Source organism: Actinoplanes lutulentus (assembly GCF_003259845.1).
In the GTDB taxonomy this organism is placed as follows: Bacteria; Actinomycetota; Actinomycetes; order Mycobacteriales; family Micromonosporaceae; genus Actinoplanes; species Actinoplanes lutulentus.
Genome location: NZ_QLMJ01000005.1, coordinates 245540 through 259417, shown reverse-complemented (window position 1 = coordinate 259417; position 13878 = coordinate 245540). Strand labels below are relative to the sequence as shown.

Annotated in this window: 13 protein-coding genes and 1 tRNA gene; 6 read left to right on the top strand and 8 right to left on the bottom strand. The window is 68.8% G+C overall.

Features of this window, described 5'->3' with window-relative positions:
• Window position 1: 1 nt before the first annotated feature.
• The 6 genes from speD to B0I29_RS13965 are packed head-to-tail and all read right to left on the bottom strand — an operon-like array spanning window position 2 to window position 6616.
• Entirely contained in the window at window positions 2-385 is a 384-nt protein-coding gene (speD, locus tag B0I29_RS13990; RefSeq protein WP_181557803.1) for an adenosylmethionine decarboxylase, read from the bottom strand.
• On the bottom strand, window positions 382-1596 hold the full coding sequence (locus B0I29_RS13985; RefSeq protein WP_111649371.1) for an ATP-grasp domain-containing protein: 1215 nt from the start codon (window positions 1594-1596) through the stop codon (window positions 382-384). Before B0I29_RS13985 ends, speD begins: the two co-directional genes overlap by 4 nt.
• Window positions 1583-2818: an MFS transporter gene (locus B0I29_RS13980; protein WP_181557802.1), complete on the bottom strand. Its 1236-nt coding sequence runs from the start codon at window positions 2816-2818 to the stop codon at window positions 1583-1585. Before B0I29_RS13980 ends, B0I29_RS13985 begins: the two co-directional genes overlap by 14 nt.
• Window positions 2815-4245: a coproporphyrinogen-III oxidase family protein gene (locus tag B0I29_RS13975; protein ID WP_111649370.1), complete on the bottom strand. Its 1431-nt coding sequence runs from the start codon at window positions 4243-4245 to the stop codon at window positions 2815-2817. Before B0I29_RS13975 ends, B0I29_RS13980 begins: the two co-directional genes overlap by 4 nt.
• Entirely contained in the window at window positions 4242-5459 is a 1218-nt protein-coding gene (locus B0I29_RS13970) for an ATP-grasp domain-containing protein (RefSeq protein WP_111649369.1), read from the bottom strand. Before B0I29_RS13970 ends, B0I29_RS13975 begins: the two co-directional genes overlap by 4 nt.
• Window positions 5456-6616, bottom strand: a complete 1161-nt coding sequence (locus tag B0I29_RS13965; protein WP_260329411.1) for an ATP-grasp domain-containing protein — start codon at window positions 6614-6616, stop codon at window positions 5456-5458. Before B0I29_RS13965 ends, B0I29_RS13970 begins: the two co-directional genes overlap by 4 nt.
• Window positions 6617-7127: 511 nt before the next feature.
• Between B0I29_RS13965 and B0I29_RS13960 the strand changes: the two genes are divergently transcribed.
• The 3 genes from B0I29_RS13960 to B0I29_RS13950 all read left to right on the top strand — a co-directional run bounded on the left by B0I29_RS13960 (window position 7128) and on the right by B0I29_RS13950 (window position 10793).
• The gene (locus B0I29_RS13960) at window positions 7128-8609 is read left to right on the top strand and encodes an amidohydrolase (RefSeq protein WP_260329410.1); all 1482 of its coding nucleotides are present in this window, start codon (window positions 7128-7130) and stop codon (window positions 8607-8609) included.
• Window positions 8606-9337 carry an AlkZ-related protein gene (locus B0I29_RS13955; RefSeq protein ID WP_111649366.1) on the top strand — a complete coding sequence of 244 codons (732 nt, stop codon included), beginning with the start codon at window positions 8606-8608 and terminating at the stop codon, window positions 9335-9337. Before B0I29_RS13960 ends, B0I29_RS13955 begins: the two co-directional genes overlap by 4 nt.
• 151 nt (window positions 9338-9488) lie before the next feature.
• Window positions 9489-10793, top strand: coding sequence for a hypothetical protein (locus tag B0I29_RS13950; protein ID WP_111649631.1), 1305 nt, complete (start codon window positions 9489-9491; stop codon window positions 10791-10793).
• Window positions 10794-11008: 215 nt separating this feature from the next.
• On the opposite strand, the gene B0I29_RS13945 is transcribed toward B0I29_RS13950, so the two are convergent.
• A tRNA-Val gene (locus B0I29_RS13945) sits at window positions 11009-11083 on the bottom strand.
• A gap of 51 nt (window positions 11084-11134) precedes the next feature.
• Window positions 11135-11509, bottom strand: a complete 375-nt coding sequence (locus B0I29_RS13940) for a TIGR02611 family protein (RefSeq protein WP_375790594.1) — start codon at window positions 11507-11509, stop codon at window positions 11135-11137.
• A gap of 309 nt (window positions 11510-11818) precedes the next feature.
• On the opposite strand from B0I29_RS13940, the gene B0I29_RS13935 reads away from it, so the two are divergent.
• The 3 genes from B0I29_RS13935 to B0I29_RS13925 all read left to right on the top strand — a co-directional run bounded on the left by B0I29_RS13935 (window position 11819) and on the right by B0I29_RS13925 (window position 13846).
• On the top strand, window positions 11819-12250 hold the full coding sequence (locus B0I29_RS13935) for an SsgA family sporulation/cell division regulator (protein ID WP_014446635.1): 432 nt from the start codon (window positions 11819-11821) through the stop codon (window positions 12248-12250).
• A gap of 205 nt (window positions 12251-12455) precedes the next feature.
• A complete protein-coding gene (locus B0I29_RS13930; protein WP_111649364.1) occupies window positions 12456-13325 on the top strand; it encodes a helix-turn-helix transcriptional regulator in 870 nt (289 codons plus the stop codon).
• Window positions 13326-13390: 65 nt separating this feature from the next.
• Window positions 13391-13846, top strand: coding sequence for an RrF2 family transcriptional regulator (locus B0I29_RS13925; RefSeq protein WP_092554613.1), 456 nt, complete (start codon window positions 13391-13393; stop codon window positions 13844-13846).
• The last annotated feature ends 32 nt before the right edge of the window (window positions 13847-13878 follow it).

Sequence of the window (13878 nt, the reverse complement as noted above, 5' to 3'; positions counted from 1 at the left end):
CTCAGCCGACCGCCGGGACCAGGGAACGGACCGGGCGGCCGCGGCTGACCACGCTGGTGCGGTACTCGCACGGGCCGAGCGCGTCGAGCAGGACCTCGACGATCCGCTGCGGCTCGCACCGGGTCCCGCAGGTGAACGCGTCCATGAACAGCGATCCCGACTCGGGGTACGTGTGCACGGAGACGTGCGACTCGGACAGCACGTAGACGGCGGTCACGCCGGACGGCTCGAAGTTCTTCGTCTGCACGCCGCACAGCTCGGCGCCGGACTCCTCGATGCCGCGGCGGATCGCGTCGAGGATCAGCGCGTTGTCGGCGATGCGGTCGGGCGCGATGCCGGTCACGTCGCAGAGCACGTGGGTGCCGGTGAAGTCGTATTCGCTCACGCGGACCACCTCAACGCGTCCTCGGTCCATCGCATGCAGGCGCGGACCGAGGCCTCGACCTCCGCGGCGCCGGCGCCGGTCACGACGAAGGAGGCGACCGTGTCGGTCGAGGCCGTGGCGGCCTGATAGGTCTGTGGCAGGTCGTCCGGTGTGCTGTGCCGCAACACCGCAGGTGGCATGGGGATGTCCTTGATCTCTTCCAGGGTTCCGGCCCGGGGCGGCACCAGCAGGAAGCCGTAACGCTCCGGGTCGCGGGTGAACGTGGTGCCGCCGGCGTCCAGACCGGCTTGGTGGCGGAACCAGAGCTCCACCGGGTCGCGGCCGATGGCCAGGGTGAGCGTCTCGTAGATGTGTCCGCCGCCGAGACGGGCCGCGATCTCGCAGAAGTACAGCTCACCGCTCTGCTCGTGGCGGAACACTTCGAGATGGAACGGGGTCGGCCCGGTGGCCGGCATGACCGCGACGGCCCGCTCGGTGAAGTCCGTCAGCGCGGCCGCGAGCGGATCGTCGGCGTCCAGCTGCACGCTGCCCAGCGACGAGCCGTCGGTGAAGGACAGGCAGTCGTTGACGTACCGCGACGGCACCGCGACCAGCACTCGGCCGTCGCTCATCAGACCGTCCACGTGGTACACCAGGCCCGGCACGTACGACTCCACCAGCATGTCGTCCAGGCCGCGCTCGGCGATCAGCCGGAGCAGCCCGGCCTCGTCGGCGACGACCTCGACACCGCGCGAGCCGAAGCTCAGCCGGGGCTTGACAACCACCGGCCAGCCGGCGCTCGCGGCGAACGCGACGGCCTCCGCCGGCGTACCCGGCGCCAGGAACCGCGGGGTACGCACGCCCGCCTCCGCGGCCACCTTCATCCGGTGCTTGTCCCGGAAGACCAGCGCGTCGTCATAGCTCAGGCCGGCGATGCCGTGCCGGTCGCGGACCCGGGCGATGCGCAGGATGTCGTCCTCGGTGCCGTGCACGATGCTCGCCACCCGGCCGTCGCGGCACAGCCGGTCGAGATGATCGGCCACCTCGTCCGAGCCGGTGTAGTCCGCGACCGGGATGACCTCGCCGAACCGGCCGGCGTACCCGGGTGCCGCCGCCTCGCTGGTGATCAGGACGACCCGGTCCGCGACGTCCGCGAGCCAGCCGGCCAGCGGTGTGACCGAGGCCGGGATGCGATGGGCGACGACGATGAGGCCGGACTCAGGCCTGGGCATGAACGCTCCCCTCAGCCGGTGCCGCCGTGAATCTGCGGGCGAGCAGCAGGGGCACACAGAGGAAGACGAACGCCGCCATGATCGCGAAGTAACCGAGGTCGCGCCCGCTCAGCAGCACACCGCCGGCGAACGGCCCGGCGAAGAAGCCGAGGTACCGGATCTCCGCGAACCCGAAGTAGGCGCCTTTGCGGTCGTCGGTCGCGATCTCGTGCACCGCGATGTCCGGCATCGGCAGCAGCACACCCTCACCGATCGTCCAGAACACGATGCCGAGGTAGAGAAGCGCGAGGCCGGCGAAGCCGCTCGCCCAGAAACAGAGGAACGCCGCCGCGAAGCCACAACATCCGATCAAGACCAATCCGGTACGCGAGATCCGGTTGGAGACCCAGTCGATCGGTACTTGGAAAGCCAGGGCCAGGATCGCGTTCGTGATGAACAGACCGGCGAAGTACTTGACCGCGTCGTCGCCCCACTCGCCCTTGATGTAGAGCGGGATGATCGATTCGAGCTGGGAGAACACGAAGAAGATCGCCAGGCCGGCGCCGGTGGCGGCGAGCAGCCGGACGTCACGCAGCGCCGCGCTGAGCGGGAAGTGGCCGGTCACCTCGTCCGGCCGGTTCTCCAGCCGGGTCAGCATCGACCGGCGCGCCACGATCAGCACCAGGTAGATCGCGTACAGGACGGCCGGTACCGCGAAGAAGACCTTCGGGCTGATCGCGTAGAGCAGGCCGCCGATCGCCGGGCCGACGATCGCGCCGCCGCACAGGATCATGTACCGCAGCCGGAAGATCCGGCCGTCGGCGCCGGCCGCGAGCGACATCAGCTTCTTGCCACCCGGTTCGACGAAGAGCCGGGCGACACCGAGCCCGAGCAGCAACCCGATGATCACCGAGGTGTCGCGGACGACGCTGAGACCGGCGTAGATCGCGATGTAGAGCGACAGGCCGACACCCATCAGGGGTACGGCGCCGACCCGGTCCACCAGCATGCCGCCGGCCACGCCGCCGATCGAGGCGATCAGGGCGATGCCGCCGACGACCGCGCCGATCGCGGCGTTCGACATCGAGGTGTACGAGGCCAGGTAGAGCGAGGCGAACGGCAGCGCGGAGAAGAACGCCACCGCGTTGAGGAAGGACCCGGCGGCCAGCAGCGCCTGCGGCCCGTCGAGTTTCCAGAGAGGAACAGGTTTCTCGGCTTTGGGGCTGCTTTCCGGCTCGGTCAACGGGCACCGACCTGGAGCAGTGGGAGCATCCGGTCGTCGCCGTCGGTCAGGCCCCTGGTCCGCCGCTTCAGCGCGGTGAATTCGTCGAGCACCTTCTGGTCCGACGCCGGGGACAGGTAATACATCATGTTCACGTACCAGACCCAGCCGAGCTCGGTGATCCGGTACTCCTGGGCGTCCTCCTCCAGCATCCCCTCCTGGACCAGCGTCCCGAGCTTGTCGGTGATCTCCGACGGGATGTGCTCCCAGGCGATCCGGCTCTTGTCCAGCCAGCCGAAGTAGGGCAGGTAGAGGATGATGCCGCGCTCGTACGGGATACCGTCGCCGATGCTCAGGTTGATCTTCACGTCGTTCGAGTCGAGCAGGTTCTTCACGTACGTCGCCCGGTTGTCGTCGTTCATCACGGTGTGGTTGGCGACCTGCGAGATCGCGCTGTTGCCCAGCCCGATCAGCTCGTCGTCGTGGTGCGACCAGGTGTGCGTGTTGTACAGGTTCACGTAATCGCGGTTGATGAAGTGCGGGCCGGGCCGGGCACCGTCCGGCAGCCGCAGGAAGCCGTGGCCGTTGTGCTGCTGGAACCCGGAGGCGCGCAGGTACTGGTTCAGGTAGATGCTCTGCGCCATCTTGTCGATGAAGCTCAGCGGCTCGAGCCCGCGCGCGGCGTAGTTGCGGTGCAGCGGCGCCTGGGTCACCACGTTGCTGATCGGGTACAGCTCCATCGTGGCGGTGCCCATGCTGGTCGCGTACTCGATGTCCCGGGAGAACTGCTCGAACGTCTGCCCGTGCATCCCGTAGATCATGTCGAAGCTGGTGTAGTCGAAGTAGCGCGCGAACAGCGCGGCGGCCTCGTGCTCCTGCTCGATCGTCGCGGTGATGTTGAACATCTCGCGGTACAGCGGATCGAAGCTCTGCAGACCGAAACGCGCCTTGTTCACGCCGATGTCGCGCATCGCCGCGCACTTCTCCTCGGTGACGCTCTTGACCTCCGCCTCGAAGGTGAACTCCTCCAGCGCGCTGAGGTCGAAGTTGTCGTGGATCGCCCGGCCGATGCGGGTGATCTGCCCGGCCGTGAGGGTGGTCGGCGTGCCACCGCCGAAGAAGATCGCCCGGATCGGCACCGACGTGACCTCGGCGTACTTGCCCTTGAGGGCGATCTCCTTGAGCAGCGCCTGGACGTACGTCTCGATCTGCTCGTCACCGGAGCTGCCGAGTCCGCGGTTGAGCGTGCAGAACGTGCAGATCGTGTCGCAGAACGGGATGTGGAAGTAGAGCGCCCGCGAGCGCACCCCGTCGGTACGCACCCCGGTGTGGAAGTCGTGGTGCGAGACGGTGTCGAGTTCCTGGCCCTTCATCGGATAGAGCCAGTTGTAGAACGGCAGCTGGCGGTCGAACTTCATCAGGGTCTTGCCGGGCAGAAAGTTGATCACTTCAATTCCAATCGCACCTTGTCACGGACCGTGCGGAGCAGTTCGGCGACAGCCCGCTCGTCGTCGCCGTGCACCAGCACGAAACCGACGAGCGAGCCGAGGTCGCGGGTGAGCGGCACGTGGTCGCCGGGGGCCAGGTCGCAGATGACGGCGTCGACGCCGGGCGTCCGCCGGGCCTCGTCGAGCCCGATGAGGTCCTCGATCACGCCGGGCCGCTCGTCGTTGCGCAGGCAGCAGATGCCCAGCACCGCGTCGAAGGCCAGGTCCCGGTCGAGCAGACCGGGATCCTCACCGAGGTACGCGGCCAGGGTGTCGTCGTACGGCCGGATCGAGCTGTGCGCCTGCCAGTGGTCGACCATGTGCGCGCCGGGCAGGCGGCTCGCCAGCTCGATGAGGCAGGGACCCTCCTCGTCGATCTTGATCTCGGTGTGTCCCGGGCCGAGGTCCACACCGAACACATCGAGAACCCGCTCGACGAACGCGGCGGCGACGGCCCAGTCCGGGTCCTCCGGCCGGACCTGCACCACGTCCCAGTACGGCTGGTCGTAATCGGCGGAGGTGGGCTGCCGGTACTCCCAGATGTCCAGGATCCGGTGCCGGCCTCGGTGGCTGAACGTGTTGACCGCCAGCTCACGGCCGCGGACGTAACGCTCCACGAGCCACTCGCCGGCGCGGTGGCCGAACAGGTCGTGGCCGATCAGCTCCGGCTGCGCGGCCGCGTCCGGGATGAGCACGACACCGTGCGAGCCGGCGCCCGTGTGTGGTTTCGCGATCGCCGGAAAACCGATCCGCCGCGCTGCCGCGAACACATCCGGGCGGGCGGTCACGGCGAAGGCGGGTACGCGTACGCCGTGGTGCAGCGCCCGCTCGCGCATCGCCGCCTTGCTGCGCCGGGCCGGCGCGGTCGCCGCCGGGTTGCCCGGCAGGTCCAGTTGCTCGCTGAGCTCGTCGGCCACCACGATCGACGGCTCGCTGGTCGGGACCACCGCGCGGATCACGGCGGGCAGCTGCGCCCGGGCGGCGGCCGAGTCGGCGGCCCGGACCACGTGCCGGTCGCCGTCGCCGTAGTCGCGGTCGTACGTGGTCAGCAACGAGTCGTCGAGGGTGTAGAGAGCGATAGTGGGCAGGCCACGCCGGCGGCAGGCGTCCTTGAACCCGCGGCCGGTCATCGCCGGGTCGACGAGCACGACCGGCGGTTCCGAGGCGCCGCTCATCGGATCTTGAAGATCAGCCGGCTGCGGATCGCGGTCAGCAGATCGTCGAGGCCGTCCCGGTCGGGGGCTCGGTAGATCACCATCCCGACCCGGTCCATCGAGGACCGCAGCGGGTGCACCTCGTCGCCGGGCAGCACGTCGATCTCGATCTTGACGACCCCGGGCATCCGGTCGATGCTCTCGGCGCCCTCGATCGACTCCACGGTGCCGGCAGCCGGGGTGGGGAACCAGACCGAGGCCACGTCCGGCCGAGACTTGCCGATCTCCAGCGGCAGGCCGCAGGCCGCGGCGATCACCGCGTCGTACAGGTCGACGCCGGTGGCCGCCTCGATGACGTCCATCAGGTAATCGCCGGGCGTCCGGGCCGCGATCTCCACGACGGACGGCCCGCCGGCCTGGAGGATCAGCTCCAGGTGGACCACGCCGGTGCGCAGCCCGATCGCCGTCGTGACCCCGATCAGCACTCGCTCGATCGCCGCGCGTACCGCCGGTGCCAGGGCGGCCGGCACGTGGTGCTCCAGCTCGACCCGGAAGGGCAGGCCGCTCACCGTCTTGTCGGTGACGTTGCTGAACCGGACCTCGCCGTCGACGAGCAGCGCTTCGACGCTCACCTCCGGCCCGTCCAGGAACTCCTCCACCAGGAACGTCTCGCGGTCGCCGTGCCCGGCGGCCCAGGCACGCAGCTCGGACTCGTCGCCCAGCACCTGGACGCCGTGGCTGCCCGAGCCGGACAGCGGCTTGGCGATCACCGGCCAGCGCCCGGCGGCGAACCCGGCCGCGGCATCCGCGTCCCGGGCGTGGAAGTGTGCGGGCTGGGCGAGCCCGGCCCGGCCGAACAGCTCCCGCTGCATCAGCTTGTTCCGGGAGACGACCGCGGCGCGGACACCGGGGCCGGGCAGGCCGAGCTCCTCCGCGATCAGCGCGGCGGCCACCACGTGCGGCTCGGAGAACGCCACCACGCCGTCCACCGGGCCGTCGGCGAGCGCGGCCGTGGCGGCCGCGAGCCAGCCCTCGTCGTCGGTGCCGGTCACCGGGTAACCCCGGTCGCCGGGACCCATCGCCGCCTTGGTCTCGTCCCAGGACAACGCGGCCGGCGTATCGAGGATCGCGACTCGCATCCCTCGCTCGTGAGCACGCCGCAAATAGGGCCTGCCCATCCATCCACAGCCGACCATCAGGATTCTTCCCACCACAAGCCCCCGCTGTATTAGGTGGTTTCCTCGGGTAACGGAGAGGAACTATGCCGCGATCCCCAGAAGGATGCAAGACATCGGTGATCGACCATCTGATTGACGACACTTAACGATCACTCACCACCATAGTGGGTCCAAACTGGACATCCCTGTGGATGTGAGACGCACGGGGTCGCAGGCATTGCGTGAGCACGCTAGCGTGCTGTTCGACCGGACGTTTTCCGCCAGGCGAACCAGCCCGAATCGGTCCTTACCCGGCGCGAAACGTGCCCGAAACAGATCGCGCCACAATTCGCACTTACTCCATAGGAAATCTGTGAATGTAGACTTGATCTTGACCGGCGGACGCGTATTCGGAAACGGCGTATCCGACGCTATCGCGATATCCGGAAACCGAATACAGAGCGTCGGGGACAGCGCCGGAATACTCAGCCAGGCCGGCCCGGAAACACGAATAATCCACACCGGCGACCGCATGGTCATGCCCGGTTTCCAAGACGCGCACGTGCATCCGCTCGCCGCCGGGCTGCTGGAGATGTGGTGCGATCTGCGGCCGGCCGCCGACACCGCCGGTTACGCCGATCTGATCCGCGACTACGCGGCGCGCCACCCCGAGCTGCCCTGGATCGTCGGCGGCGGGTGGTACTCGGCGTTCTTCCCCGGCGATGAGCCGACGGCCGCCGAGCTGGATCGGATCGTTCCCGACCGGCCGGTCTACCTGCTCGGCTCCGACCTGCACGACGCCTGGGTCAACTCCGCCGCTCTGTCCGCCGCCGGCATCACCGCCGGTACGCCCGACCCGGCCGGCGGCCGGATCGCCCGCACAACAGGTGGCGCGCCGGCCGGCACTCTCCACGAGGCCGCCGCCGACCTGGTGGCCCGGCATCTGCCACCGCTGGACGACGCCACCGTGCGCCAGGCGCTCCTCACCGCACAGCGGACATTGCACCGCAACGGCATCACCGCCTGGCAGGACGCGCTCGTCGGGGCGTACCTCGGCCTGCCCGACCCGTTGCCGCAATATCTGGAGCTCGCCCGCCGCGGCGAGCTGACCGGCCGGGTGACGCTGGCGCTGTGGTGGGACCCGGCACGCGGCCCGGAGCAGGTGCCCGAGCTGCGGGAACGGCGAGCGGCCGCGGACTCGGCCGGCCTGAGCGCCGGCCACGTGAAGATCATGCAGGACGGTATCTGCGAGAACGGCTGGGCGGCGCTGCTGTCGCCGTACCTCGACCGGGCCGTCACCCGGCCCGGCCGGCTCAGCGCCGGTGAGCTCACCGAGGCGGTGGTCGCGCTCGACCGGGCCGGTTTCGCGGTGCATTTCCATGCGGTCGGCGACCGGGCGGTCCGCGAGTGCCTGGACGCGGTCGCGGTGGCCCGCCGGGACCCGGAGGCCCGGCACGGACGGCATCAGATCGCCCACGTTCAGCTGGTCGCCGACGCGGACCTGCCCCGGTTCGCCGAGCTCGGGGTCACCGCTATCGTGCAACCGCTGTGGGCGGCCGAGATCCCCGGGATGCGCGAGCGGTACGACAAGATGATCGGGCCGGAGCGGACCGGCAGGCAGTACCCGTTCGGCAGCCTGCTCCGCGCCGGAGCCGCCCTCGCCGCCGGCAGTGACTGGCCGGTCAGCAGCCCGAACCCGCTCTGGGGCGCGTACGTGGCGGCGACCCGTCTGCCCGCGCTGGCGAGCGCGCCGTGGCTGGGACCCGGCTTCACCGGTGTGCCGTTCAACCCGGGTGAACGGATCAGCGGGACGGAGATTCTGCACGCGTACACCAGCGGCTCGGCCCAGGTGACGCACGGGACCGCCGCGCTCACGCCGGGCTCGCCCGCGGATCTGGTGGTGCTCGACCGGGATGTCGTCGCCCTCGGCGACGAGTCGCTGGGCGAGGCTGTGGTCGACCTGACGATCCGCGAAGGAGCCTGTGTGTACGACCGGCGAGGCGAGTGGACATGACCGATACGACTGACCTGACCGAGGCCCGGCTCGAACGGTGGTGGTTGAACCGGCCCCCGATCCGGACCCTCGACGAGGCCCGCGCCTATGTCGAGGACCTGCACCTGTGCCTGCTGTTCGGCGGCGCGCAGGCCCGTTACCCCTCGTTGCGCGAGGTGTCCCGGGACGACTCGGTGGAACGGGAGCCTTCCGGCTGGGGCGCCGACATCGAAGCGATGTGGACCTGGAAGGACGAGCTGCCGGTCCGTGGCGAGGCGTGGCTCGGCCGGTACCTCTCCGGCAAGCAGACGCTGCTCTCCCCCGCGCTTCTCGCCGATCTGTACGACTGGCCGGGCGACGACGACGACTTCGCGGCGGTGCCGGACCTCTCGCCGGCCTCTCGCAAGCTGGCGAGCCACCTGCTCGACGAGGGCCCGACCTCGACCCGGGTGCTGCGATCCGTCCTCGGTTTCGCGCCGAAGACCGTCGACAAGGCGATCGCCGAGCTGGGCCGCTGCCTGCTGATCACCAACTTCGGCGTCGAGTCCGGGCCGGGCTGGGACAGCTGCGTCCTGGAGCTCTCCACCCGGGTCTTCCCGCTGGCATCGCTGGGCCCTCGTGCGGACCGCGACGCCGCCGCGGCAGCCCGCTTCGCCGGCACGATGCTCGTGGCCCGCCCGATCGACCTGCGCCGCGCCTTCGCCTGGCCCGCCGACCGAGCCGCCGCGGCCGCCGGCTCACTCACGTAACCACACCCCGAACGGCGGCACGGCGTACGCGACCCGTGCCACTGACATCCTCCGATCTTGATGATCATCGAGACGAGTGGACCATGGTGAGGCTGATGGCGCCGTCGGTAGCGTGAGCCCGATCCGTGCCCAAACCCTCAAGGAGCAGACGGTGGCGAACGAGATTCAGCTGATCAGTGACGGCGATGGCCTGGCGGTCATCGGGCATCCAGCGGCTGTCGATCGCTTCCTCACCACTGAGCGACTGCCGTCGAAGGACCTCGGACTGAAGCGGCTCGTCTCCGCCCTCGGAACCGGATCGAAGATCGCCAAGGCCGGCTCCGAGATCGCCGAGCAGTCCGGTCGCTGGGTCCAGCTGTCCGCGGAGTCCGCCAAGGCGATGCAGAAGTACGACCTGATGACCGGCTCGACGAGCCAGGTCAGCCGTGCGGTGCTGACCGACCACGGCAAGATCAGCGGCCTGCTCGAAATCGTGACGGCTCCGAACGCCGCGATGCTGGCCAACCCGGCGCTCCTGACCGGCGCCGCCGGGCTGATGGCGCAACTCGCGATGAAGCAGACCATGGATGAGATCACCGACTATCTCGCCGTGATCGACGCGAAGGTCGACGCCGTACTCCGCGCGCAGACCGATGCCGTGGTCGCCGACATGATCGGGGTGGAACTCGTCATCAGCGAGGCCCTGACCATCCGGGAGAAGGTCGGCCGGGTCTCCGAGATCACCTGGTCGAAGGTGCAGGCCACTCCGATGCCGCTGGCCCGGGCCCAGGCGTACGCGGTGCGGCAGCTCGACGCCATCGCCGAAAAACTGGAGACGACAAACGTCGGCGACCTGTCCCGGACGGCCAAGGAAGCCGAGGTCAAGGTCCAGGAATGGCTCGCCGTCCTGGCCCGCTGCTTCCAGCTCCAGGACGCGGTCGCCGTCCTCGAACTCGACCGGGTGCTGGACGCGTCACCGGAAGAGCTGGAGGAGCATCGCGTCGCCATCCGGATCGCCCGGCGCAACCGCCTTGAGCTCATCTCGCGCAGCACCGAACGCCTGCTGGCCCGGATGGACGCGGCCGCCGGCACCGCCAATGCGAAGGTGCTGCTGAACCCGACCTCGTCGCGCGCCGTGGTGCATTCGACCAACCACGTCGCGACCACCGTCGTCGAGTTCAACGGACGGCTCGGCATCGAGCGCGATCGTCAGTCATGGAATGCCCGGCGATGGCTGGAGGCGGCCGTGGAAGTGCGCGACAAGGTCCTCGACACCGGTGCCGAGGTACGCGACAAGGTCATCGACACCGGGACCACGGTGGGCGACAAGGTCCTGGAGACCGGTGCGGAAGGCGTCGGCGCCGCCAGTCGTTTCGGCGTGAAGGCCTTCGGCCGGGCCAAATCGATGATGGGCAAGGTCTCCGGCGAGATCGCCGGGCAGGCGCAGCGCCAGCTCGGCAGCAAAGAGGAGTCCTGAGGCTGACCGCGCTGGCCGCGAAGCAGGCTTGGCACCTTCACGGTGCCCCACGCGGGAAGAAGGATCCCGGCAGCGGGTCTCCCGGCACGGCCCTGAACCGATCCCACTCACCTGGGCCACGCATGACAACCGCAACCCAGCGACAGCAAAAAGCCGCCCTCGAAAGGGCGGCCATCGCAACGTGGGGCTTCCGGGGCTCGGCCCCGGAACTGGCATGGTGGGCGATACTGGGATCGAACCAGTGACCTCTCCGGTGTGAACGGAGCGCTCTCCCGCTGAGCTAATCGCCCTCAACGAGTAGGAACTCTACTAGACAGAGGCCGGGGCGCGCTAACCAGGGGTCAGCGCGCCGCCAGCCAATCCAGGGCGACCTGCACCAGATCGATGCCGAAGCTGACCCGGACGCTTGCCCACACGACCGCGCTGATGAAGATCATGCCGACCAGGCCGATGAGGGCGCGGATCGGCAGGGACTGGCGGCCGATCCAGTGGGTCCAGCTCTGGACATGTCGTTTGGTGAAGGCGAGGACGCCTCGGGCCCAGTGGAATTCGATGGCGAGGATGGCCAGGCCGAGGATCACGATGGCCCAGCCGGGACCCGGGAATGGGATCAGCACGATGCCGATGGCCACCACCAGGGAACCGACAATCCCGACACCGATCTTGAGAGCCAGCCGCCCGGTTGAGTTGGAACGGATACGGTCGAGCACACGCACGTCTGAAACCCCGTCGTCCGTTTTTGGACCCATTTCATCCCTCAGTGTCCGGGAGCCCCGTCACTACCCGGGGGAAATGGACGTTACCGGAGTAAGTCAACTGCTGGACCACCCGACGCCGGGCGGAACTGAGTACCTGGGCAGAACAGGACAAGATATCGCTTTACGTCCTGCGCGGAGGCGTTTTCGGAACCGTCTTCCCACTACTGGGTGAGATCAGCGTATGGCGGAGCGTAATGACAGGGATCACCTGAGTATGGGAAACGCGGGGTTCACCAGCCTCGCAGCGGTGCCGGGGGGAGTTCGTCCATGAGTACCATTCGTCCAACGACCGTCGAGGTCGAAACCTCGCTGCGGCTCGTAGCGCCTGACGCGACGGCACTGCCCGTACGCGCCAGTTTGCGGTACGACCCAGCTGACCCATATGCGGTCCACGTGTTGTTCCACGCAGAATCAGCCGGTGGGGAAGCCGTGAGCTGGTCCTTCGCGCGGGAACTACTCGTGACCGGGCTTGATGAGCCGGCTGGGATCGGCGACGTACGGGTGTGGCCGTGGGCCACGCCGCGGGGCGATTTCGTCGCCCTCGCGCTGTCGTCACCTGACGGCAACGCACTGTTCGAAGTACCTCGCAGCGTCCTGGTCCGGTTCCTGCGGCGTACCTATGTGGTCGTCCCGCGGGGGCGGGAGTCCGACCACCTGGACGTCGACGCGGCCGTCAACCGGCTGCTGGCAGGCAGATAAGAAGGCGTCAACGTACGCGATCAAAGGGCGACTCGCACGGACACTGCCGATCCGAGCGGGTCGCCCTTTATCCGGAAAAGTAATCGATCTCCGAAAACAAATCGGAATCGGACGTATAGCGAATACCGAGCAGGAAAACGGACAAAAGCCTTAGTCGGGCACTAGTGGATGCGTAGACGGTCATCGACGGTTACCGTCAGGCACGATGCACGCACTCATTACTGCCGATACGGCGCCCGCGTACACCCCGCCTGACCGGGCGGGGATCGGCAGCTGCGCCCTTCCAGTGGCCGCCGGCGCCGCCACCGGACTCCTCGCCCACCATGCCCTCCTGCTGACCAATACCGGACCCGTGACCGCTGAAGTGGACTTCACCGTCCACCGCTGCGGCGCGGGCAGCCTGCTCTGGATCCGTCCCGGGCAGACCCTCCGGTTGGAACCCGGCAAACACGAGACCACCACTGTCGTCTTCCGGCCCGGCCTGTTCGGCCCGGACGAGCTGCCCGGTCTCGCACCCGACGATCCGGGAGGACCGGCGCGCAAGCCGATCGCCCTGGAGAACCGGGCCGAGTTCGACAGCCTCACCCACGACGCCACCGGCCCACCGGACCGCGCCGAGACCAGCGACGCCCTCGCGAAGCATCTGCTCGCCGCACTCCTGCTGCGTCTCAGCCTGCTCGATCCGGGCGAGATCCCGCCGGGTCACGTGGAGAGCCGCACCTTCGAGCGGTTCCGCAGCCGCCTGGAGCAGGGTTACCCGCACACCCGCCGGGTCGAGGACTACGCGGCTGAGCTGGGGTGCTCCGTGCGTACCCTCACTCGCGCGAGTCTCGCGCTCAGCGGGCGCACCGCCAAGCAGGTGGTCGACGACCGCGTCGCGCTGCAAGCGCGGCGGCTGCTCGCCGCGACGCCGCTCTCGGTCGCCGAGGTGGGCCGCAGCCTGGGGTTCGGGGAGCCGACGAACTTCGGTCGCTTCTTCCATCGGGAGACCGGATTCAGTCCCGGGCAATTTCGCGGACGTTACACCGACGAGCCCCAGGGGGGTATACCCGGTCAGCGACGTCCTTCTGACTGACGGTAATTCCCATAAACCCGTGGGGTATGTGCGTCGGGGATGCGCGGTAGGGGCATGATAGTCAGGTGCAGATCTCCGCGCGCGGTGACTACGCGGTCCGGGCCGCCCTCAGTTTGGCGCAGGCCTATCCCGCCTTGATGTCCGCCCAGGCCATTGCCCAAGACCAAGAGATGCCTCGGAAATTCCTCGAGGCAGTGCTCGCCGACCTTCGCCGTGCCGGCGTGGTGCGGGCACAGCGTGGCGCCGAGGGTGGCTACACGCTGTCCCACCCACCACGGGATGTGACGATCGGCCAGATCCTGCGGGCCGTCGACGGCCCGCTGGCCGGAGTGCGCGGTCTCCGTCCAGAGGAGACGCAGTACACCGGCGCCGCCGAGAACCTGCCCAACCTCTGGGTCGCGGTGCGCGCGGCCGTCCGTGAGGTCGTCGACGAGGTGAGCCTCGCCGAGCTGATCAGCGGCCGGATGCCGGCGCACGTCCGCAAACTGACGACGCGTCCGGACGCCTGGCAACCCCGCTGATCTCCAAGACGTTTGTGGATCCGAGAGATCGG

Bases quoted from the DNA above. Each gene is read 5' to 3' on its own strand.
- B0I29_RS13965 (WP_260329411.1), bottom strand. From the start codon at position 6,616: ATGGGCAGGCCCTATTTGCGGCGTGCTCACGAGCGAGGGATGCGAGTC.
- B0I29_RS13935 (WP_014446635.1), top strand. From the start codon at position 11,819: ATGAGTACCATTCGTCCAACGACCGTCGAGGTCGAAACCTCGCTGCGG.
- B0I29_RS13970 (WP_111649369.1), bottom strand. From the start codon at position 5,459: ATGAGCGGCGCCTCGGAACCGCCGGTCGTGCTCGTCGACCCGGCGATG.
- B0I29_RS13955 (WP_111649366.1), top strand. From the start codon at position 8,606: ATGACCGATACGACTGACCTGACCGAGGCCCGGCTCGAACGGTGGTGG.
- B0I29_RS13930 (WP_111649364.1), top strand. From the start codon at position 12,456: ATGCACGCACTCATTACTGCCGATACGGCGCCCGCGTACACCCCGCCT.
- B0I29_RS13960 (WP_260329410.1), top strand. From the start codon at position 7,128: ATGGTCATGCCCGGTTTCCAAGACGCGCACGTGCATCCGCTCGCCGCC.
- B0I29_RS13985 (WP_111649371.1), bottom strand. From the start codon at position 1,596: ATGCCCAGGCCTGAGTCCGGCCTCATCGTCGTCGCCCATCGCATCCCG.